The sequence below is a fragment of the Paenibacillus sp. P13VS genome, from assembly GCF_015143645.1.
GTDB classification, from domain to species: Bacteria; Bacillota; Bacilli; order Paenibacillales; family Paenibacillaceae; genus Paenibacillus; species Paenibacillus xylanilyticus_A.
In genome coordinates this window covers 804,616-826,531 of the sequence record NZ_WYEV01000003.1, presented here as the reverse complement: position 1 = coordinate 826,531, position 21,916 = coordinate 804,616, and the positions used below count along the sequence as shown (strand labels likewise).

The following is a 21,916-nucleotide window of genomic DNA, read 5'->3' as shown; positions in this document are numbered from 1 at the left end:
ATCGATCATGACAGGAGGATATAAAGTGAAAAAGATGTGGATGTCTTGTAAACTTTTACTCGTTTTGGCTTTACTGATTACGATTGCTCCATGGGGAGGAAGCCGCGCTGAGGCGTGGGTTGGCATGCCTATGGGCAAGCTTCACGTAAGTGGCAAGAATCTGGTGAACAGCAACAATCAGCCTGTGCTTCTGAGCGGTTGGCATCAACCTTCAGGTGCCTACTGGACGTATCAGAGCAGCAATTATTATCTTAATCTGCACGGCAACAATCGTCATGCGGCTACACTGGCCTACCTGAAAGACATTACCGATACATTTGCGGACACAAGTCCGAAATATGGCAGCAATCATGGATGGAACATGAATCAGGTACGTCTGTTCATTGATCGCGAGGACATGGGTGATGTGGCGGCGGGTACATACAATTTTGCCGGTGTGCAGACCGTTACGCAGAACGTCATTATCCCATACATTCAATATGCCAAAACCAAAGGTGTGTATGTCGTCCTGGGACTCGACTTTACATTGAAGGATGACCAGGCAACCACCGCTTCCAACCTGCAGAAATTCAATCAAATCTGGGGATATCTTGCATCTCGTCCCGAGATTAAAAGTGCCGATAATGTTCACTTTGAGCTCATTAACGAGCCAGTGAAATCGTATGCGAATGGACATTGGGGCGGATACAACGGGGAAAATGATTTTGTGGATCACTGGAATGACCTGCGCAATTTCCAGAACTCCATCATCTCCACGATTCGTAGCCAGGGTGCCGATAACGTCATCTGGGCTGCAGGTCTGGGGTATAACCAGTTCTACAGTCTGACGGCAAGCCATCCATTGACGGATCCCCTGAACAACTACGGATATGCGGTTCACTGGTATCCGGGTTACGGCGCGTATGATAACTTCTCCATTTTGCAAGATCAGTGGAATACCAATGTGAAAGCAGCTGCAGACAAGTATCCGATCAATATCACGGAAGTAACCTGGTTTAAGAATAAACCTGGTGATTCGGCTTATTGGAACCTGTTTAATGGCAGCAACGAAGGTTTCGGTACCAATACTAAAACCATCTTCAACGCGGCTGGAAACGTTAGTATTGCGGCTCACATGAACGGCTTCATTCTTGAGCCAGGGCAGCGCAGTTCTTTTGCCGATCCAACGGCTGGACTGAAATGGGATGGCGATGCTTCACGAAGTGCCATGGGACGGTTCCTGTTCAACTGGTACCATGAACGTGCTCAATCGTACCCGGGTGGAAATGGTGGTGGACCCACAACCGGGCTAGTGTCAGGTGCAACCTACAAAATTGTGGCCAGACATTCCAATAAGGTCATTGACGTTCCTGGGGGGCAAAATCAAAACAATCTTCAGCTTCAGCAATGGAGCGATCTGGGTGGCAATCCTCAGAAGTGGGTTCTGACCTCCATCGGAGGTGGCAGCTATACACTAACCAGCGTGAACTCACCGGACAAAGTTATTGATATTCGCAACGGTACTCTCACGAACGGTGAAGCGGTTCAACTCATGAGCAATCTGAACACGACCGCACAGCATTTCAAAGTCAACGATCTGGGGAATGGATACTGGAGTATCATTAACGTAAACAGCAACAAAGCAATTGAAGTAGAAAACGCTTCCACATCTGATGGTGCCAAGCTGCAGCAGAATACGTACACGGGTGCAACGAATCAACAATGGAAATTTATCGCGGTTAGCAATTAACATTATTGCACAAAAGGACCTCCACGGCTGTTATCGCCGGAAAGGTCCTCTTTTCGTTGAGATTCAGTCTGTGAGATGCGCTGTAATGCATAGGACTCCGTTTGTACGATGACTCATTGTAGAGTAATTAATATATCCGATATCTGCCGCTTAGAGCCAGCAAGCTGAAAAAATACAGACAGTTATCGTAATAGCGGCGCTCACCCTGGCGCAGGGGGGTGTTCCAAAAGAGGCGTACAAAATGTTCCACATGTGGACCATCTGCAGCCAGTGAGGCCATGGCGTTGGTAGCGAGCAGACCAATCGGATGCAAGGAAGGTTCATCGAACGGTTCACCTTCAATGGTATATCTGCGATACTCGGCAACATCAATGCTGCTGAAGAAGGACTGAATTCGATTGGATTGCTCCACCTGCCAGGGATCCTTGCCGAACCATTCCCAGTCCAGAGCAATATTCGCGGCAACCCGGTAAGCATCGCTGTAAAAGTGTCTAAAATCACCATGCGGCTGAACAGGAGCGGGTGATCCGTCATAGTTTGCATATTCAGGCGAAAGCCCGGTTACAGGATGACAGGCGGTATGCAGATAAGCTCGACTTGCCGCCGCTGCATCTCTCCAGAAGGCTTGATCGTCTTCATCCGCATATAATGCAAACAACTCATAGAAATGGGGGAGATGGTAGGATGGATCACTGAATGGTGATTCCGGTACAAATTTGATCAGCTTGGTTTCCGGGTCCCACATGGGATCTCCCTCGCCATTTTCCCCTTGATGAATGCATGCACGGAGAATTCTTCTGGCTTGTTCCTTATAGTTATAAGGGGCATCTCCATCACCCCAGCGGTTAGAAGCGAAGAACAGAGCCATCGCGAAAAACTCCTCACCATCAGGTGCAGGACCTTGAGATAAGCGGGTTCCATCGGGTTTGCAGTGCCAGGCAAAATAATCCTTGTATCGACCTTCAGCATGCTGCATGAACGTATGAGAATAATTCCAGAGCCGATCGAATTCTTCTTTTTTGTCCATCTGCACAGCCATCATCATGCCATAAGACATGCCTTCGGAGCGAACATCGTTATTACCGGTGTCGAGTAAATAGCCTTTGTCCTCACCCATCGGGTAATAGATTCGTGTATTCTCTTCTCCATAAAACAGCTCATTCCATGACGCCTCCAGCCGTGCATTTATTTCCTGTTCCTCATAACCAAACTTGTGAAAGAGATTGTTATATGTATTTGTATCATAGGCGCCTTGACCTGTGATATTCATAGGTTTTCCTCCTTTTATTGCAAACGTTAAACCCATTATATCACGGTAAATGTGTACAAATTAAAGCGTTTACATTGGAAATCTTAGTTCTTTCCTTCTTTGGATTTTCACCGTCAAATTGAAATGATATGATTGCTGCAAGTCCTATACTTTATCGGGTATCTGTAAAATTATGTAAGTGTTACACTCGTGAAGAAGGACCCACCAAGCATAAAGTTTTACCCGTTTGGTCCTTCAAAATGACCATGAAACTTTATGATTGAAGAAAGGATGGTGGTAAACATGGTTCGCGATGCAGGAGATACACCAGGAGCAGATATACACCAAGGGGTAACTGCACCGCGCGATCCCGTTGGAGTGAAGGAGACGAATAACGAGGTAACGTTCGATTACTGCTCCCCTGAATATCACAACATGATTAGCCAATCTCTTTTGAACAAAGGTCACAATGCCAGATTAAAACGGGCGATTCAAAAGGCTGGGCAGGGTGAACCTGTTGTTATGGCTTATATCGGTGGATCTATCACACACGGCGCTGGCGCAATCCCTATTCATCTCCGTAGTTACGCCTATCGATCGTATGAGCGGTTCAAGGCGATGTTTGCTCCATCAGACAGTCGTTCCATTCAGCTGGTTAAAGCCGGAGTAGGCGGAACGCCTTCCGAACTGGGAATGATACGCTATGATCGTGATGTGCTTGGAGATGGTCAAATTCAACCGGATATCGTCGTTATTGAGTTTGCAGTTAATGATGCGGACGATGAAACCCGGGGGAACTGTTACGAAAGTTTAATATTGAAAGCGCTTGCTGCAGATAACAAGCCTGCAGTCATCCTTTTGTTCAGTGTCTTTGAGAACGACTGGAATCTACAGGATCGCCTAGCTCCGGTGGGCTGGCATTACAATCTGCCCATGGTGAGCATGAAGGATGCTCTTGTCGAGCAATTCCACAAGACCAAGCAAGAAGGTAACGTCGTAACCAAAGAGCAATATTTTCATGATATATATCATCCGACCAACCTGGGACATCAGATCATGGCCGATGCCCTGGGTCACCTGTTTGATGCAGTGAATCATGCCGAACTGGACCAGGACGATCATGATCTGAGAAGGCCGCCTCTGATTGGGGACGATTTCGTCTACGTGAAACTTCTGGATCGGAAAAATGGCAATCAGCTTGCCAAAATCGACCCTGGGTGCTTCGCGCAGACGGATATTGACCTGCAGATGGCTGAGATGGATGATCACGATTATGCTACGCCGCTCTTTCCGCACAATTGGATGTATACCCGCGGTGAGAGGGCCGAAGCACAAAAGTTCAAGCTGCAAATGCGTTGCAGAAGTCTTCTTTTAATCTTCAAAGACTCCGGAAGCGACGAGTTCGGAACAGCCCGGATCAAAGTGGATGGTGTTCTCACCAAAACTGCCGATCCGCATGAAGTAAATTGGACACGCTGTCATGCCATGCTCCTGATTCAAGAGAAGCACGTCAGCGAGCATACGATCGAGATCGAAATGGCAGACGGGCACGAGGATAAACGTTTCACGATTCTTGGTTTTGGCTATGTCAGCTAACAAAAAAAGGCCGGAGATTAATCCAATAGCTAAATGCACCTATGAAGGGAGTACTGTACATGATATCTTCAGCACCGGCTGGATTTGACCAATACCGCAATGATATACCTCGCGGAGCAATAGAGACGATAGAGTATGATTCCACTACGGTAGGGAATACACGGAAAGCGCTGGTGTACACCCCTCCAGGATTTTCTTCCGAAAACACATACCCTGTTCTTTACTTGCTTCACGGGATCGGTGGAGATGAGATGGAATGGCAGCAGCACGGTAGCCCGCAGATCATCTTGGACAACCTGTACAACGATAACCTGCTGGAGCCCATGATTGTTGTTTTGCCCAACGGTCGCGCCATGCCCAAGGATCGAGCCGAGGGAGATCTATTTGACCCGGAGAAAATAAAAGCCTTTGAGCGATTTGAATCCGACTTGATTCATGATCTTATTCCTTATATTGAATCCAATTATCCCGCAAGTACAACCAGGGATAATAGGGCAATCGCCGGCTTATCCATGGGCGGAGGACAGTCCTTGAACATAGGGCTGGGCAATCTCAACCATTTCGCTTGGGTCGGTGCCTTCTCTCCCGCTCCAAACACCAAAGCGCCAGAGCTGCTCCTTCCTAATCCGCAGGAAGCAATCTCGCTTTTGTCGCTCCTTTGGATCTCCTGTGGCGATCAGGATAATCTTATCCAAATTAGCGTTGACGTACATCAATATTTGGAACAGCAGGGCGTACCGCACATCTGGTATGAAGAGAGCGGAGGTCATGACTGGCCAGTGTGGAAAAATGATCTGTATCTGTTTTCCAAACGTCTATTCAAATAAATACCAATTCAACTCCGACTCCAGTGCCTACCCAAAAAGTACCGAATTATTCAAAACCTAATCCAAATATCAGGAGGTTTTTACCATGTTTAAATTCGGAAAAAAATTGTTAACTGTTGTCCTTGCCGCTTCCATGAGTTTTGGTGTATTCGCCGCTACGACAGGTGCTACAGATTACTGGCAGAACTGGACAGATGGCGGGGGTACTGTTAATGCCGTGAACGGTTCGGGAGGAAACTACAGTGTAAACTGGCAGAACACGGGGAACTTTGTTGTCGGTAAAGGGTGGACTTACGGTACACCTAATCGTGTAGTGAATTACAATGCGGGTGTATTCTCTCCATCCGGCAACGGATATTTGACGTTTTACGGGTGGACACGGAATGCACTTATTGAATACTACGTGGTGGATAACTGGGGAACATACCGGCCAACCGGAACATACAAAGGCACAGTAACCAGTGATGGTGGCACATATGACATCTATACTACGATGAGATACAATCAGCCATCCATTGACGGGTATTCAACATTCCCGCAATACTGGAGTGTTAGACAATCCAAACGTCCAATCGGTGTAAATTCCCAAATTACGTTCCAGAATCACGTAAATGCGTGGGCGAGCAAGGGCATGTACTTGGGTAACAGCTGGTCCTATCAAGTGATGGCCACCGAAGGATATCAAAGTAGCGGTAGTTCGAATGTGACTGTTTGGTAAGCGCTCTCTTTTCAATCGGCTAGTCTAAACCTTAGGCAAGGCAGGTCTATGGATCTGTCTTGCTCTTCATTCCCGTTTTAAAGGAGACCTACAGATGAGAAAGTGGATGATATTTCTGCTCATCGCAGCTTTTGTTGGATTAAGTGCTTGTTCGACAGGCAGCAGTACTACCGTGAGTGATGATCTTGTATTGGTTGAGGGTGGGGCATTCAAGAGCAGTAAGAGCAATTATAGTGGCAAAGACATCATACTGTCTGATTTTTATATCGGCAAATATGAAGTGACCCAGAAACAATGGGCTGACGTTATGGGAGACAATCCCTCTGGTTTTAAAGGGGAAGAACGGCCCGTTGAAAGGGTGAGCTGGTATGATGCGATCGAATACTGTAATGCACGCAGCATGAAGGAAAACCTTAAACCGTATTACACCATTGATAAAGAAACGCTGGATCCGAATAATAAGAATGAAAATGATAATGTTAAATGGACTGTAACCATCAATGAAGATGCGAATGGATATCGTCTGCCAACGGCAGAAGAGTGGGAATATGCCGCAAGTGGCGGACAAAAGAGTGAGAATTTTACTTATAGCGGAGGCAACAATCCAGACGAAGTGGCGTGGTACTGGATGAATGCCGGTGAAAAGCCGTTAACAGGAGACTGGAACTGGCCAGCCATTGAAAACAATCGGAATCAAACCAAGCCAGTAGGTCAGCAGAAGGCCAATGAACTTGGTATCTATGATATGTCTGGTAATGTTAGAGAATGGTGCTGGGAATGGCACAGCCATCCGGAGACCCCGGACACCACCTGGAGAGTCAGCAAGGGTGGGGGCTGGGTCAGTAGTGTAAATACAGCAGAGATTTCCTATCCAGGAAAATTCGATGCGAATGGCATTGGTCCCGATCAGGGATTACGAGTCGTACGTAGTAAATAACGAGGCCCATTCTTTTAAAATGGGCTTTTATACATGACAACTGAAAAAGGAAGAACGATCTTAAAAAATGAATATGTTTTCTTTAAACTTTGCTATAGTTCACCCATTATGGACCATATAAAATGGAAATACCAACCAATGTAAGCGCTTTTATGAAATGATTAAAACAAGCACTGGCTGTTGAATCTAGGAGCGAAGGGAGTTTCAGAAAATTGTTTACACGGTTGGAATACGAAATGGAGGTGTATTGATGAAGAGGAAGACTTGGTTCACATTGATGGTATCTGGAGTGGTTTCATTATTTATTTCGGTAAGCGCTTTTGCTGGGTGGGTGTTTTGGGAACCGCTGACGTATCACAATGCAAGTACCTGGCAGAAGGCAGATGGGTATTCCAACGGTTCCATGTTCAACTGCACGTGGCGGGCGAATAATGCTAATTTTACGAATGATGGCAAGCTGCGCTTGAGTCTGACAAGTCCTTCATACAACAAGTTTGATTGTGGAGAATATCGGTCAACGAATACTTACGGCTATGGTCTCTATGAAGTAAGTATGAAGCCTGCTAAAAATACAGGAATTGTATCCTCTTTTTTCACCTATACCGGTCCTTCTGATGGCACACAATGGGATGAGATTGATATCGAGTTCCTTGGCAAAGACACAACAAAAGTACAATTCAATTATTATACAAACGGCGTTGGAAATCATGAGAAGATCGTAAATCTGGGCTTCGATGCGTCCCAGGGATTCCACACGTATGCGTTTGATTGGCAGCCAGGTCACATTAAGTGGTACGTCGATGGCGTGCTGAAACATACAGCCACAACCAATATTCCGAAAACACCAGGTAAAATTATGATGAATATCTGGAATGGAACGGGTGTGGACAGCTGGCTCGGGCCTTATAATGGTGCTAATCCATTGCATGCCGAATATGATTGGGTGAAATATACGAGTAATTAACAGAAACTCACGATCAGGTCCAACTAGTGCAATAAACTGAAAGAAACAGAGGAGCGGATTACTTCCGCAATCCTCTGTTTTTTTATGATCATTTTCAACCTTTACAGAACAATCGTAACGTAAGATGATGAGGGAAAAGGGTGGGAATGAACTCGCTGGAACCTTTCGGTCACCCTGATAAACAAGAGAGACAAGAGTAAGACGTTGTACTAATACAACATCCATATTCACTTTTTAATATCCTAAATTAATACAATAAATGTTGCAATATTAGTATGGGCATTCATATGGTTCATTCATTATGATGGACTCTGTAGACAACATCACTACATACAGGGGGACTCACAAGTTGAAAACAATCAAGAAAAGAAAGATTGGCGGTTTGGCTTTGGCAGGAATGTTGGCGCTTACAGCAGTTCTTAGCGGATGTAACAGTGGAGCAAGCAAAGAGGCTGCACCGAGCACACCGAGTACTGCACTGGAATTGAAGGACGGGAAGTATGATCCACCCGTAACACTTACTTATTTACGTCCCTGGGGACCCGAAATCAAATTCAAATCTGGTGAAGATCAGGACAATAACGTGCACACCAAATGGGCAAAAGACAAGCTCGGCATTGAATTAAAAAATCAGTGGGTATCACCGTCCACCAACAATGCGTTTGAAACGAAGCTGCGCCTGTCGCTGGCTTCCAATGCAGAAATGCCGGACATCATTTCGTATCGCGGCGATTTCAATCTGGCACGTGAGCTGATTGAAACGGGCAAGTTCGTTGATGCTGGTGAATTGTTTGATCAATATGCAAGTGATACCTGGAAAGCTGCCGTGAATGAAGATCCTTCCGTATGGTATCCGTACATGCAGGATGGTAAACGGATTGGTATTCCGATTCTGGATTACTCCTACAATAGTGATCCAGTGATGTGGATTCGCGAGGATTGGATGAAGAAGTTTAATTTGAAGGCACCTGAAACGCTAGCTGATCTTGAAGTGATTATGGAAACGTTTACGAATAAAGACCCGGATGGCAATGGTAAAAAAGACACTTACGGCCTGACCATCGGATTCAAAAACTGGCTCAGCACATGGATGTCTGATGCTGGTTGGGTCTTCGGAGCCTACGGCACGATGCCAAACCAGTGGAATCTGAATGCAGAAGGCAAACTGGAGTACGGTTCAGTAAATCCAGGAGCAAAACAAGCTTTGGCAACACTGGCTGACTGGATGAAAAAAGGATATATTCCAGAAGAAGCTGGGGTATATGATGAAACCAAAGCAGCGGAAGAGTTTACAGCAGGTAAAGCAGGGATTGTTGTGGGCCCTCACTGGATGCCGTCATGGCCGCTTGAAGATGTGAAGAAAAACCATCCGGAAGCGGAGTACAAAGCTTACCCGATTCCATCTGGACCTGATGGAAAGGCAGGCAGACGAGGTACCGCGAACGACAACGGTGTAATTCTGATTAACAAAGATATGAAGAACCCTGAAGTCTTTTTCACATATCAAAACTATCTATTTGATCACTATGCTAATCCAAAAGCAGGCGATGAATTCGAAAATGGCTTCGCTGAAGGATATGACTGGGCAATGAAAGACGGCAAAGTAACAACGGATGCTAGTGTGACAGGCGGTTATGCACCTGAGAAATACACATTAACGTTTGATGGTGCACGTATCCCAAGTCTGAACATGGCTACGCTTGCGAAGTTTGCTAACGGTGAAGAAGCCACAACACCTTTCGAGAAAAAACTTAAGTCTGGTGTACCGGTACCCATGGTGGAAGCGGCCAAGATTGTTCAGGATCAAAAAGATATCGCTTTAAAACAGATGTTCACAGGTGCACCAACGATGTCAATGCAAATGAACAACGACATCTTAACCAAAATGGAGAAGGACCTGTTCTCGCAAATCATCTATGGTAAAGCTCCGATCGATGCTTTTGATACGTTTGTAGAGAAGTGGAAGTCTTCCGGTGGAGATCAAAATACGATGGAAGTTAATGAGTGGTACCAATCCGTTACGAGCGGAAAGTAAGTACGAGCCAAGTAATTAAATCTTATCCGTTATTTCGTTCTAACCAAGCTGCTAAAGCAGGTGGGAAAGTACAAAGAAAAGGCCTTGCTGGAAATCATTCCAGCGAGGCCTTTTTGCTTCAAACCGGCAGATTCTCTCTATATTCCTGCGGTGTCAGATCGTAAAACTTTTTAAATACCCGAATAAAATACGCCGTGTTGTTGTAGCCGACAAGCTCCGCAATTTCGAATACTTTGGCGCTGGACGAACGCAAATAATACGCTGCTTTCTCCATCCGTAACCGATAGACATAGGCCGTCAGCGCTTCTCCTGTCTCCGCCTTGTATACCTTGGATAGATACACTGGGTGCAGGTGGACATGCTCGGCAATAGCCGGTAAGGAAACATCGGAAGCCAGATGCAGATCCACAAAGCTTTTGACACTGCGAACGATGGTACTGTGATTGTCCTTCAGCTCCTGTTCTGCGTCATCACTGATGGAATGCAGTGTGCGGATCGACCAGTCTTTCAACTGCTGGGCAGTAGCATAGCTTGGAGCTTGAAAGTATTTATACATTTCGGCAGGGAGGACAGAAGAGATTTGTTTCCCATTCTTATGGATGATATAAGCAAAAGCCCCTGCCAAAGCATGATAAACCTCAATTGTCGTTTCCGCGATATCATGATGCTGCGCCGATTCGAGCAATTCCTCGAAAATGACATTAATCTTTTGTTCCACATCCTCAAAGCGGCCAGCTTCCAGAAGACTGATGAGGGTTGGGGGCTTGTACAGAGAGCGGATGGCAGGAAGGGGATGTACATCCTTATCATCTGATGCCGTAATGAACAAGCCTTGAGCATGTCCCATACGCTTCCGCATAGATCGGACGGCACTCTCATAAATCTCTCCAATCTCATTAGGAAACTTACCCCAGTGAGACACAGCGATTGAAATAGCCCCTTTTAAATATAACTGAACGTTTGTCTGAATTTGGGCAGCGTAATGTTCCAGCAGCACTTGAGGTTTTTCCTCTTTGCTCACACTTTGTGTGCCGCCTTTTTTGACACTAACCAGCACAACCAGATAATCATGGACATCCCGCGTATGCCACATATGAAAATGCTGCTGCGTCACCTCGCTGATAATGTTGCTAATGGCATACTGCATCAGCGAAAGATCATGGTCAGCCATTTCGGATAGATGCTCTTCCATTCGAATAACAAGCATGCCCAGCTCCTCACCAACCGAATAGGGCAGATGTAGTAATTCGAGCTTGTCTGCGAGCGTTGAGGGAGAATAGGTTTTGCCTGTCAGCAATTCATGGAGCATCGTAGATTGCAATAAAGGCAAGTTATCCTGGAATGCATGCAAGGCACGTTGATAGGAGGCAGCCGCTTCCCATTTTTGTTTGATCCGGTCAACAAGCCGCTGTACGGTTTCGATTAGATCCTCATCACTTACAGGTTTCAGCAAATAATCAAAGCTTTCCTGAGCCATCGCTTGTTTGGCGTATTCGAAGTCAGCATAGCCCGAGAGTAAAATAGTCTGCACATGCGACCATTTCTCGTGAATTGCCGTGATTAACTCAATACCGGACATCTCCGGCATGCGAATATCCGTGATTACAATATCAATATCATGATTCTCCATAATTTCCAGTGCTACGGCACCTGACAAAGCTTCGTGTACAGTGCCGATTCCGCAGCTTTCCCACGGAATGGTTTCCGCCAGCGTTTCTACAACGGAACGTTCATCATCAACTAACAACAACTGTAACATGTACTTCACCTACTCATTGATATTGTTGTACCATGTAATGCTTACCTTAACGCCTCCGCCAGGCGTATGTTCATAGCTTAGACCCGCGTCTTCACCATACAAAAAAGACAAACGCTGATGAACATTCCAAGTTCCACATCCCATGTTGCCATCGAGCGGTTTGTTAAGATTATCAACCAATTCTTGCATCTGATTCTCCGTCATTCCCAGCCCGCTGTCCTCGACGGTTATCGTACACCATTCATCCGTATGATAACCTGTTATATTGATATGACCGTCTTCAGTACGGGGTTCAATGCCATGAATGATAGCGTTCTCAACGATAGGTTGTAAGCTTAAACGCGGTAACGTTTTATGAAGCATATCATCCGGTACATCGATGGTAAAATGCATGCGTTCCAGCCGGAGTGCCTGGATTTCCAGGTAATTTTTCACCATGTTCAATTCTTCTTTGACGGTGGCCTGATCATTCTCGGATCTGGTGATGTACCGATAATACTCACCTAAATTAAGCGCCATCGCCACAACGGCTTTCTCATTTTTCATCCTCGCCATATTTTTGATGTAAAAGAGGCAGTTGTATAGGAAATGCGGATTAATCTGTGATTGCAACTGCTTCAATGTGGCCTCACGTCTTCGGAGTTGTTCTTCGTAGACGTTCTCAATCAACTCCTGAATTCGCTGTGCCATGATGTTAAATCGTGCAAACAATAAACTGAATTCATTACGTGAAGAATGATGTAATCGAACAGAGAAATCTCCAGTCGACAAACGGTTCGTTCCCTTGACCAGTTGAAGCAATGGGAGCTGCACGCTACGATACAGCACATACAAAACCACAACACTCATGGCAATTAGAACGGCTATGGAAGCGTAGAAGAGATTACGACTATTTGTGATCGGCCCTAGAATTTGCTGCATAGGCACGTAGTCTACATAGTACCATCCCAGACTGCCTGACTGTATGTACGAAACATAGTATTCTGTGCGGTCAAGCGTCGTGGTGAATCCGCCTTTTTCCTGCAAAGGCATCTCTTTCAGCTTGGACTGAATCGCAGTTAATGTGCCATTTCCACTGGTGTTGCTAATTAAGCCAAACTCGGGATGGAACATAAAAGGGTCACCTTTGTTATTCAATTTGTTCTGATCCAGCATACTGATCAAATGATGCACTGGAAAGCTGATCTTGGTAATGAGTCTCGACTTCCCAGGGGTGTCGATCGCTGTCGTCGGATCGGTCGTGTACCACACAAATTGATTCTGCTTATATGCCCATGATTTCGAAAGTGGCTTGGAAAATTCATCCTCCGCATACGGGATATAAGCATAATAATCCGTGGAAATGACTTTTTGCAACCTAGGAAAATAGAGTGTGATGGTCGAATGCCATTTGCTGGCTGCGTTATACAGATTCATTTTTTCAAGAATGGCACTTCCAACTTTGACACGTTCATATGGCACATCTTTGTAATCCGGACGCTGATATTCCTGTATACTCGAATCTTGTCCAATAGACATTCCGTAGAGAGAAAGTTGGTAAATATTAGATTCTACAGAGTCAGCAAAAGTGGACAAATGATTCATGGTATTGTTCTGAATTTCGTGTTCGATTACACGTACACTTTCCCGGTTTGAATAGGTGTACAGGAACAAAACCAGGACAAGCAGTGCTACAAACAACAGTGTAATTTTGGTGAAGACGTTCAGACGTGCGAACAATGCTGGGCCTCCTAAACTCATTAAAATATTGTTATCGTTGTTGCAATATTAGGATATAGATTGCTAATAACCGTTGCTATAATTTTAATATACAAGTTCATATCCACTTGTAAAATACAAATTTTTAGAACATGGGGGATGTAGGGGTGAAGGAACATACGTTAGAAACGCCTCGCAAGGGGCGTGCCATCAAAGCGAAACAGCGCTGGAACATGCAGCGGAATTGGTCCTTGCATTTGATGCTCGTACCAGCGGTTTTGCTGGCAATTATATTTCAGTACATACCAATGGGCGGGATTGTGATTGCTTTCCAGGATTTTAAACCATACCTTGGATTTACCGAATCCAAATGGGTAGGTTGGGATAATTTCAAGTATTTATTCTTATACCCGGACGTAGGCCAGGTCATCTGGAACACACTGGTGATTGCATTTTTCAAAATAATCGCAGGTTTAATTGCTCCATTCCTGTTTGCGATTTTGTTGAATGAAGTTCGTTTAACTGCTTTTAAAAGGGTCAGTCAAACACTGGTATATCTGCCGCACTTTCTGTCATGGGTTATCCTGGGCGGAATATTGCTTGATATTCTATCGCCGCAGGGCGGTATGGTGAACAAACTGGTCGTTGCACTAGGCGGAGATCCGATCTTTTTCCTGGGGGATGGAACTTGGTTTCGGATAACACTGATAGTTAGTGATGTGTGGAAAGAATTTGGCTTTGGCACGATTGTATTTCTGGCTTCTCTGTCCGGTATTAACCCGGCACTGTATGAAGCTGCGGAAGTGGACGGTGCAAACCGGTTCAAACAAACGCTGCACATTACGATTCCAGCCCTGATGCCGATCACGATTGTACTCATGACACTCTCCATCGGAAACATTTTGAATGCAGGGTTCGATCAGGTGTTCAATCTGTACAATCCGCTCGTTTATGACAAAGGTGATATCATCGATACCTTCGTATACCGTCTTGGTATCTTGAACGGCAAAATGAGCTTCGCAACGGCTGTAGGATTGTTCAAATCGGTCGTGGCAACCATTCTGATCGTTATCTCATATCGCATGGCTTACAAATTGGCGAATTACCGCGTGTTCTAGTAGAGAGGAGAAAAGGGCTTGTATTACAAAACAAAAGGCTATCGAATATTCAGCGTTGTGAATTATATTTTTCTGGGCGTATTATCACTGCTCTGCATTCTGCCTATTATTCATATTTTGGCCGTTTCGTTCAGCAGCATGGCACCGGCCTCAGCCAATCTTGTCGGCTTCTGGCCGATTGGCTTTACGACAGATGCATATGTCAAAACGTTCGGCAATTCAAATTTCATTAATTCCTTGCTGGTTTCGGTTAAACGAACCGTCATTGCTACGGTGATCGGTATGGTGATTATGCTTCTGACAGCATTTCCTCTGTCGAAGGAAGATATTAATTTCAAAGGCCGTTCGATCTACACCTGGTTCTTTGTATTTACGATTTTGTTCAGCGGAGGTCTAATTCCAAGTTATATCTTGGTCCAGAAACTAGGACTGATGGATACGATCTGGGCACTGGTGCTTCCAGGTGCACTGTCCGTGTGGAATGTTATTCTGATGATGAACTTCTTCCGTGGTTTGCCTAAAGAGCTGGAGGAAGCAGCTTATCTGGATGGAGCAGGTCACATTAAAACGCTGGCACTGGTATATGTACCCCTATCCATGCCTGCGATTGCAACCTTGTCATTGTTTACCATGGTAGGTCAGTGGAACTCTTGGTTCGATGGCATGATCTATATGTCCGATGTCAAAAATTACCCACTGGCTTCCTTGCTACAAACCATTATCGTGCAGCAAGACCTCAGTAAAATCAACGTAGACCCATCCATGCTGGAGAATGTTTCCCAGCGTACGGTTCGCGCAGCACAGATTTTCATCGGGGCATTGCCGATTTTGGTCATATATCCATTCTTGCAACGCTTTTTCGTTAAAGGTATCGTCATTGGGGCAGTAAAAGAGTAGTACTGCCCTGCAAGTGACCACACATTCTAGGGAGGAATATGAGTGAAAAAAGGGTTGGCTTGTCTCATAGCAGGAAGCATGATCGTTTCACTGGCAGCTCCGGCCGTAGTCGGGGCAGAACAGATGAAACAGCAAACGGTAACGGAGCAGGAGCAGGCGTCAAGCCTGCCTCGGGCACCGTACAAAGATTTGCAGGGACATTGGGCTGAAAATGCAGTGATGCGTATGCAGGATATGGCGCTAACTAAAGGCTATGCAGATGGCACATTCAGACCGAGTGAACGTATCAGCCGTGCCGAATTTGTTGTAATACTCGATCGGGTGTTCGGATTCGCTGGAGGCCCCGGAGCGGTGTCATACACAGATATTAGTGAAAAAGACTGGTATTATGATGCGATTACACGAGCAAGTGGATCTGGCATCATTCAGGGAACGGATGCAACACATCTATCCCCCCAGCTTCCGATTACCCGGCAGGATGCTGTCGTGATGGCAGATCGTGCGTTTCAGTTATCGACAGGTAGTGAGAATCAATCGCTCGGTTCTGCGTTTAAAGACGACAAAGATGTAGCTGACTATGCAAGAAATGCGATGAACTACTTTATAAATAATAAAATTGTAAACGGATACAACGGGAATCTTGCACCTGCATCCAACATTACGAGAGCAGAAGCTGCTACGATCATGTCTACGTTGATAGCAGATATTCAAAGCAAACCCGGCACCTATGAATCCAACGTAGATGGAAATCTGATTGTTCGCTCAACAGATGTGACACTGAAAAATACAACAGTTAACGGCAACTTGCTCCTTACAGAAGCCATTGGAGAAGGTACAGTGAAGCTCGACGGAGTAACGGTCACTGGAAGTGTAATCGTGAAAGGCGGAGGAAGCCACTCGATCGATATTCATAACTCCAAACTAAATCGAGTTGTGGTAGACAAAAACACCAGTCCGGTACATGTGAAGATCACAGGCACAACTCAAATTGAAAACTTGTTTATTGAACAAAAGGCTACAGTTGAGTTGTCTGCCGAGAGTACGATTAATACATTAAAAGTAAGCAGCAAAGCCCGTAATACCATAATTGACAGCAAAGGTAAAATCAATCAGCTGGACGTAGATGCAGACAACGTATTGCTTAATGGGAAAGCGGTTGCACTAGGACAATACAAGGATAGCACTATGCCTGGGACAGGACAGTCCGAGCAACCAAACCCTGCTACACCAGGTACTTCTAACGGTGGCAATAATTCTAGTACAGGTGGGGGCGGCTCTTCCAATTCAGGCGGAACGACACCATCCGTACCGGGCAATCCTTCAGGTGAAAAACCGATTCCTGCAACGACGATTCCGGATGAGCATTGGGAAATGGTTTGGAATGATGAATTCAATGCGCCTTCCGTGGATGCATCCAAATGGACCGTCCAGGATACGGAGCTTGTGTACAACAATGAGTTACAATATTACAGCCCGAATAACACACGTATAGTTAAGGATGGCAACCGCAATGTATTGCAGATTGAAGCAAAGCGGGAGCAGAAGGGCAGCAAAAATTATACTTCCGGTAAACTGATTACGAAAGAGAAGGGCGACTGGACATATGGAAAAGTGGTAGTGAGGGCCAAACTTCCCATCCAACAGGGCATGTGGCCAGCAATCTGGATGATGCCTACGAACGAAGCTCATTATGGAGGATGGCCTGCTTCCGGGGAAATCGACATTATGGAGTTGATTGGAGGTACAAACAAAGATCATGAAGTATACAGCACGATCCATTACGATTCCCCAAAACCAGACGGTTCACACGGGCATGATCAAGGCAAGTTTAGCTTGCCACAAGGTGAATCGTTCGCTGATGATTATCATGATTTTCAGGTGGAATGGCTGCCTGGCATGATTCGTTTCTATGTTGACGGCAAACTGCATCATCAGGTAAATAACTGGGAGACGACTGCAGCGGGACAGCCGGAGAGTTACACTTTTCCTGCTCCGTTTGACCGTCCGTTCTATTTAATACTCAACCTTGCCGTTGGGGGAGACTGGCCTGGATCGCCGGAAAGTGATTTTGTCTCTGAGAAGATGAATGTTGATTTCGTTCGGGTTTACGAGTACAAGAAATTGAGCGAATGGCCGGACGTAACATCTAATCCGATCGAACCTGAATGGCAGAGAGAACCGCAAGCGGATGGAAACCAGATCTACAATGAACGCTTTTCTGAAGGGGTGGATGTAGATGGTGTACCAAACGAATGGAACTTCATCACGAATGCAGGCGGGGCTGGTAAGGTAGAGGTTATTGATGATGTGCAGAAGGGCAAGGCAGCGAAAGTAACGATCTCACAAGCCGGAACCGAAAGTTATTCCGTACAACTGACACAAATGCCGATGTATATGAAGAAAAATAGAAAATACAAGGTGCAGTTCGATGCCAAGGCATCTGCGGATCGAGTCATCCGTTCGAAAGTGACGCAGTTTGAAAAAAGCTGGACAAATTACTCCGAGGATCAGAGCTTCTCATTAACTACAGATTGGCAACCATATGAATACACCTTCAACATGCGGAATGGGGCAGACAATAATGCAAGGTTTGAATTCAATCTGGGATTGAATGAAGGGGAAGTTACGGTGACCAATGTGCAGTTAACAGATATCGGTGAAGCCGACTCTCTTCCAGTGGAACGCAAAGCACTGCCGGATGGAAACTATGTCTTTAATGGCACATTTGATCAAGGGAAGGATCGCCTAGGCTTCTGGTCCAAACAGGTTCAGTCTGATGCTGAAGCGCAGATTACCGTGAACAACTTCCTGAAGTTCCCGATCATGGAACGGCAGCTCGTGGTCGACGTTTTGCGAACGAACGGCCATTCTGATCAGGTGGCTGTGGTACAGCCGGGAATGAAGCTGGAAGCGGGCACTACCTATGGATTCTCTTTTGATGCAAAGGCAGATACGCCACGTACGATGGATTTGGATTTGTCTACCGCAGAGGGGCATGATGTGCAGGTGAATCAAGGGCAGCAGATCCAACTTGGTCAGGAACTCAAGAATTATTCGGGTGAAATTGTGATTGGACAGAACGCAACGACAGCATCAACGGTAACAGCCGAACTGAAGCTTTTATTCGGCAGTTCTGAAGGGAAGGTCTACATCGACAATGTGAAGCTGACCAAACGAGGTAAGCCGGTAACAATTCAAGGCTATACTCATATTCCTGCTACGGATGCATGGATGATGCAAGGTCTGCAGCTCGAAAATTCCGATGAAGGCGGCAAACATGTCAGCTACATGGACGAAGGTGATCTGCTGCAATTCAAAATCGATGCAGCAAATGATGGCGTTTATGCGTTCTCCACAAGGATGGCAAGTGCCAAAGCCGATTCAAAAGTCCGATTCAGTGTGCAGGATGAACAAGGCACAACGGTTGCAAGCTCCGAACTTTTGCTTGGAGATACGGGGGGATGGCAATCCTATAAGACGGTATATCTGCCAGCAGTTTCACTGAAAGCCGGAACATCATATTATGTGAATTTTGAAGGAAACGAATATAATACACGTTGGTTGGATGTTTCACAGAATAAAGTAAGCAATGGCGAACTGACCGCAGATGGAACGAATTGGGCGCTAATTCCCGACGTGCTCTCGGCTACGTATGGGAAAGACCATGGAATTAATATTACGTTGCCAGCTGCAACCGACGATGAGTGGGATTCGTTTTTGCAGCAGGGTTCGATTGCTCTTGAGGCTGACAAAACCTATCGTCTGAGCTTTGAAGCTTCAGCCTCTGCACCTAAATCAATACAGGCTGTGGTCTCGCAAGGTAATGGTGGCGAAGCCAAGTATATGGATGAAAAGGTAGACCTGACTGAAATCAAGCAGCCATACACCTTCACATTTACAATGGGAGAAACAGCGGATGCGGCGGCCTTACTGAACTTTGGTCTTGGCAGACCGCTAGCGGAAGAGCACAGTGTATCCATTCAAAATGTGATGTTGTTCGAGGTGAACCCGGGTGCGGATCAGGGGGGACAGCCGGTACACGTCAATCTGATCCCGAATGGGGACTTTGCCAAGGGAATCGAAGGCTGGTTCAAATATGCAGCGGGTGTTGAGTCTGACCTTGCGATTCATGTTGAGAATCAGCAGCTGCAAGCTGTGATCGGTCAGGCGGGAACGAATCCGTGGGATCGGCAGGTTATTAATGAAGGTTTTGCAATGCAGCAGGGAACCAAGTATAAGCTGACGTTCAAAGCCAAAGCGGATAAAGCGCGCAAAATGGGGGTTGGTATCGGCTGGGTGGATGTTCCCGCTGGATACGCGTGGCATGGATTTTATGGACAGCAAGTGAGCTTATCCACGGAAGAACAAGAGTACACCTTCACATTCGATACAACCGAGCCAAGCTATGCAAACAGCCGTATCGTGTTTGACATGGGTAATATTACAGGTGTCGAAGATGGTAACACCACAATTACGTTGTCTGGTGTCAGCCTGACCAATCTTGGCCCGGTGCAGACAGCCGTAGCTGATTAAATGATCATTAATGGAAGATGGGTAAAAATGAAGAAAGGCAGACGGGTGAATCCCGCTGCCTTTTTGTCATGAATTCTTTCTGTTCTTAACCACCGTAAAGAGGTCAGCATTCAATTCATAATACATAGAGATAAAATCGCGAAAATGTTGAACCGAAGGAGACAATGATTTTTGTTTCGTCCAGGATAAACTAATGGGGTAGATCGCTGAATCATCGGTTATTTTTATATAGTGCAACCCCAGTTTTTTACATACGGAAACAGGTAACAAAGCAACTCCCTGATCAAGCTTGATGATTTCAAGCAGTGTGTGTGAATCCACTTCAAAGGCCTGATTGGGTACGAAGCCTGCTTTCCCGCAGAGCATGGTGGTAAAGTTGCTATACTCCACATTATCGGCAAGAGATATGAAGGGTTCGTTTGCAACAAGATGTAACGAGATGTTTGCTTTTCCAGCGTACGGATGATGGGAAGGTACAACAAGAACAATATCCTCATTAACCAGCACACAACTCTCAATCTCCTCATCCTGGATCGGATGACCTGTTATTCCTACATCGATGTCCCCTTTTTGCAAGCTTGTGATGATTTCGCTCTTCGTTCCAATGCCTTGATGAATCTGGGTTTGCTGATTCCCATTAATATATTCGCTAATCAGCCCGGTAAGGAATCTTGGATTCGTGATCGAGATTCGAATGATGTTAGAAACGTGTTGTTCTTCCGATTGGATCTCCAGTTGTGCATTTTCAATTTCGGTAAAAATCCGATTAACATGTTTCAACAGAATTTTCCCTGACGAATTCAATTGAATGTTTCTTCCTTTTCGATCAAACAAGGTTGTACCAAGCTCATCCTCCAGTCTTTTGATCGTCAGGCTTAAGGAGGGCTGAGCAATATTCAGTTGTTGAGCTGCTTTGGAGATATGTTCGGTATAGGCAACGGTTTGAAAATATTTGAGCTGCAGCAATTCCATTCGTTTCGCACCCCTTATTTATTTCAATAAATATATATAGTACTTATTATGTATTATATTAAATTTAATTATTAATGTAGAATTTTATTTGTGAGAGAGCTAAAAACATAACGTAAAAGGTAGGTGTCCTTCATGAAAATCGATGTGAATAACATAGCCAAAAATCTGAATACACCCCTAACGGCACCGGCTTACCCCATGCCACCCTATAAATTTGTGAATCGGGAATACTTAAACATTATTTATCGAACGGATGAAAAAGCTTTACGGGCAGCGGTACCTGAACCACTGGAAATTGTTGAACCGCTGGTAAAATTTGAAGTGATGTGGATGCCGGATGTCTCCGGATTAGGTGCATATACCGAAGCTGGGCAGGTTATCCCTGTGCGATTCAATGGTGAGGATGGTGACTATGTGCATTCCATGTACGTGGATAACTTTCCTGCGATTGCCAGTGGCAGAGAGCTTACGGCGTATCCCAAAAAGTTAGGTGCACCCAAACTATATATTGATTCAGATACACTTGTGGGTACGCTTGATTACGGAACGCTTCGTGTTGCAAATGCAACGATGGGCTATAAGCATGTTCCAATGGATAAGGAACTCGCCAGAAATGAAATCTGCCGGCCTAACTTTATGATGAAAATTGCTACGGATTACAGTGGGAATTTAAGAATATGTGATTTGATCCGAACCCAAATTACGGATATCGAAGTGAAGGAAGCATGGACGGGCCCAGCACGGCTTCAGCTTTTTGAACATGCACTCGCACCCCTTGCCGACTTGCCTGTATTGGAAGTTGTTTCAGCTTCACATATCCTGACAGACCTGACTTTAAACGCAGCACAGCCTGTATATAACTATCTTGAGCAGAAATAAGGAGG

The 21,916-nt window shown here is 45.5% G+C and carries 15 protein-coding genes; 11 read left to right on the top strand and 4 right to left on the bottom strand.

The window, feature by feature from the left end:
• Positions 1-34 precede the first annotated feature (34 nt).
• Positions 35-1,729, top strand: a complete 1,695-nt coding sequence (locus GUA98_RS08540; RefSeq protein ID WP_227779542.1) for an RICIN domain-containing protein — start codon at positions 35-37, stop codon at positions 1,727-1,729.
• Between the two features lie 127 nt (positions 1,730-1,856).
• Here GUA98_RS08540 and GUA98_RS08535 read toward each other — a convergent pair whose 3' ends face one another.
• A complete protein-coding gene (locus GUA98_RS08535; protein WP_193722719.1) occupies positions 1,857-2,999 on the bottom strand; it encodes a glycosyl hydrolase family 8 in 1,143 nt (380 codons plus the stop codon).
• Between the two features lie 270 nt (positions 3,000-3,269).
• On the opposite strand from GUA98_RS08535, the gene GUA98_RS08530 reads away from it, so the two are divergent.
• The 6 genes from GUA98_RS08530 to GUA98_RS08505 all read left to right on the top strand — a co-directional run bounded on the left by GUA98_RS08530 (position 3,270) and on the right by GUA98_RS08505 (position 10,055).
• Positions 3,270-4,574 (top strand): SGNH/GDSL hydrolase family protein, encoded by a 1,305-nt coding sequence (locus tag GUA98_RS08530; RefSeq protein ID WP_227779496.1) that lies wholly within the window; start codon positions 3,270-3,272, stop codon positions 4,572-4,574.
• Positions 4,575-4,633: 59 nt separating this feature from the next.
• A complete protein-coding gene (locus tag GUA98_RS08525) occupies positions 4,634-5,401 on the top strand; it encodes an alpha/beta hydrolase (protein WP_193722718.1) in 768 nt (255 codons plus the stop codon).
• 85 nt (positions 5,402-5,486) lie between these two features.
• The gene (locus tag GUA98_RS08520) at positions 5,487-6,119 is read left to right on the top strand and encodes a glycoside hydrolase family 11 protein (RefSeq protein ID WP_095286597.1); all 633 of its coding nucleotides are present in this window, start codon (positions 5,487-5,489) and stop codon (positions 6,117-6,119) included.
• A 94-nt stretch (positions 6,120-6,213) separates the two neighbouring features.
• On the top strand, positions 6,214-7,056 hold the full coding sequence (locus tag GUA98_RS08515) for a formylglycine-generating enzyme family protein (protein ID WP_193722717.1): 843 nt from the start codon (positions 6,214-6,216) through the stop codon (positions 7,054-7,056).
• A gap of 250 nt (positions 7,057-7,306) precedes the next feature.
• On the top strand, positions 7,307-8,020 hold the full coding sequence (gene bglS / locus GUA98_RS08510) for a beta-glucanase (protein WP_095286599.1): 714 nt from the start codon (positions 7,307-7,309) through the stop codon (positions 8,018-8,020).
• Positions 8,021-8,417: 397 nt separating this feature from the next.
• The gene (locus tag GUA98_RS08505; protein ID WP_415753012.1) at positions 8,418-10,055 is read left to right on the top strand and encodes an extracellular solute-binding protein; all 1,638 of its coding nucleotides are present in this window, start codon (positions 8,418-8,420) and stop codon (positions 10,053-10,055) included.
• A gap of 118 nt (positions 10,056-10,173) precedes the next feature.
• On the opposite strand, the gene GUA98_RS08500 is transcribed toward GUA98_RS08505, so the two are convergent.
• Entirely contained in the window at positions 10,174-11,814 is a 1,641-nt protein-coding gene (locus GUA98_RS08500; protein ID WP_193722716.1) for a response regulator, read from the bottom strand.
• A gap of 9 nt (positions 11,815-11,823) precedes the next feature.
• Complete coding sequence (locus GUA98_RS08495) at positions 11,824-13,533, bottom strand: sensor histidine kinase (RefSeq protein ID WP_153978899.1); 1,710 nt, start codon at positions 13,531-13,533, stop codon at positions 11,824-11,826.
• A gap of 146 nt (positions 13,534-13,679) precedes the next feature.
• On the opposite strand from GUA98_RS08495, the gene GUA98_RS08490 reads away from it, so the two are divergent.
• The 3 genes from GUA98_RS08490 to GUA98_RS08480 are packed head-to-tail and all read left to right on the top strand — an operon-like array spanning position 13,680 to position 20,060.
• Positions 13,680-14,630 (top strand): ABC transporter permease, encoded by a 951-nt coding sequence (locus GUA98_RS08490; protein ID WP_415753004.1) that lies wholly within the window; start codon positions 13,680-13,682, stop codon positions 14,628-14,630.
• Positions 14,631-14,648: 18 nt separating this feature from the next.
• Entirely contained in the window at positions 14,649-15,527 is an 879-nt protein-coding gene (locus tag GUA98_RS08485) for a carbohydrate ABC transporter permease (protein WP_193722714.1), read from the top strand.
• Positions 15,528-15,569: 42 nt separating this feature from the next.
• Positions 15,570-20,060, top strand: coding sequence for a carbohydrate binding domain-containing protein (locus GUA98_RS08480; RefSeq protein ID WP_193722713.1), 4,491 nt, complete (start codon positions 15,570-15,572; stop codon positions 20,058-20,060).
• Positions 20,061-20,126: 66 nt separating this feature from the next.
• Here the strand turns inward: GUA98_RS08480 and GUA98_RS08475 are convergent, their stop codons facing one another.
• Positions 20,127-21,032, bottom strand: coding sequence for a LysR family transcriptional regulator (locus tag GUA98_RS08475; protein WP_193722712.1), 906 nt, complete (start codon positions 21,030-21,032; stop codon positions 20,127-20,129).
• A 132-nt stretch (positions 21,033-21,164) separates the two neighbouring features.
• Between GUA98_RS08475 and GUA98_RS08470 the strand changes: the two genes are divergently transcribed.
• Positions 21,165-21,911 carry an acetoacetate decarboxylase gene (locus GUA98_RS08470; RefSeq protein WP_193722711.1) on the top strand — a complete coding sequence of 249 codons (747 nt, stop codon included), beginning with the start codon at positions 21,165-21,167 and terminating at the stop codon, positions 21,909-21,911.
• Positions 21,912-21,916 lie beyond the last annotated feature (5 nt).

Excerpts from the sequence above, each read along its gene's own strand:
- GUA98_RS08470 (WP_193722711.1), top strand. The coding sequence starts at position 21,165 with ATGAAAATCGATGTGAATAACATAGCCAAAAATCTGAATACACCCCTA.
- bglS (WP_095286599.1), top strand. The coding sequence starts at position 7,307 with ATGAAGAGGAAGACTTGGTTCACATTGATGGTATCTGGAGTGGTTTCA.
- GUA98_RS08540 (WP_227779542.1), top strand. The coding sequence starts at position 35 with ATGTGGATGTCTTGTAAACTTTTACTCGTTTTGGCTTTACTGATTACG.
- GUA98_RS08520 (WP_095286597.1), top strand. The coding sequence starts at position 5,487 with ATGTTTAAATTCGGAAAAAAATTGTTAACTGTTGTCCTTGCCGCTTCC.
- GUA98_RS08525 (WP_193722718.1), top strand. The coding sequence starts at position 4,634 with ATGATATCTTCAGCACCGGCTGGATTTGACCAATACCGCAATGATATA.
- GUA98_RS08515 (WP_193722717.1), top strand. The coding sequence starts at position 6,214 with ATGAGAAAGTGGATGATATTTCTGCTCATCGCAGCTTTTGTTGGATTA.
- GUA98_RS08505 (WP_415753012.1), top strand. The coding sequence starts at position 8,418 with ATGTTGGCGCTTACAGCAGTTCTTAGCGGATGTAACAGTGGAGCAAGC.
- GUA98_RS08530 (WP_227779496.1), top strand. The coding sequence starts at position 3,270 with ATGGTGGTAAACATGGTTCGCGATGCAGGAGATACACCAGGAGCAGAT.
- GUA98_RS08535 (WP_193722719.1), bottom strand. The coding sequence starts at position 2,999 with ATGAATATCACAGGTCAAGGCGCCTATGATACAAATACATATAACAAT.
- GUA98_RS08500 (WP_193722716.1), bottom strand. The coding sequence starts at position 11,814 with ATGTTACAGTTGTTGTTAGTTGATGATGAACGTTCCGTTGTAGAAACG.
- GUA98_RS08475 (WP_193722712.1), bottom strand. The coding sequence starts at position 21,032 with ATGGAATTGCTGCAGCTCAAATATTTTCAAACCGTTGCCTATACCGAA.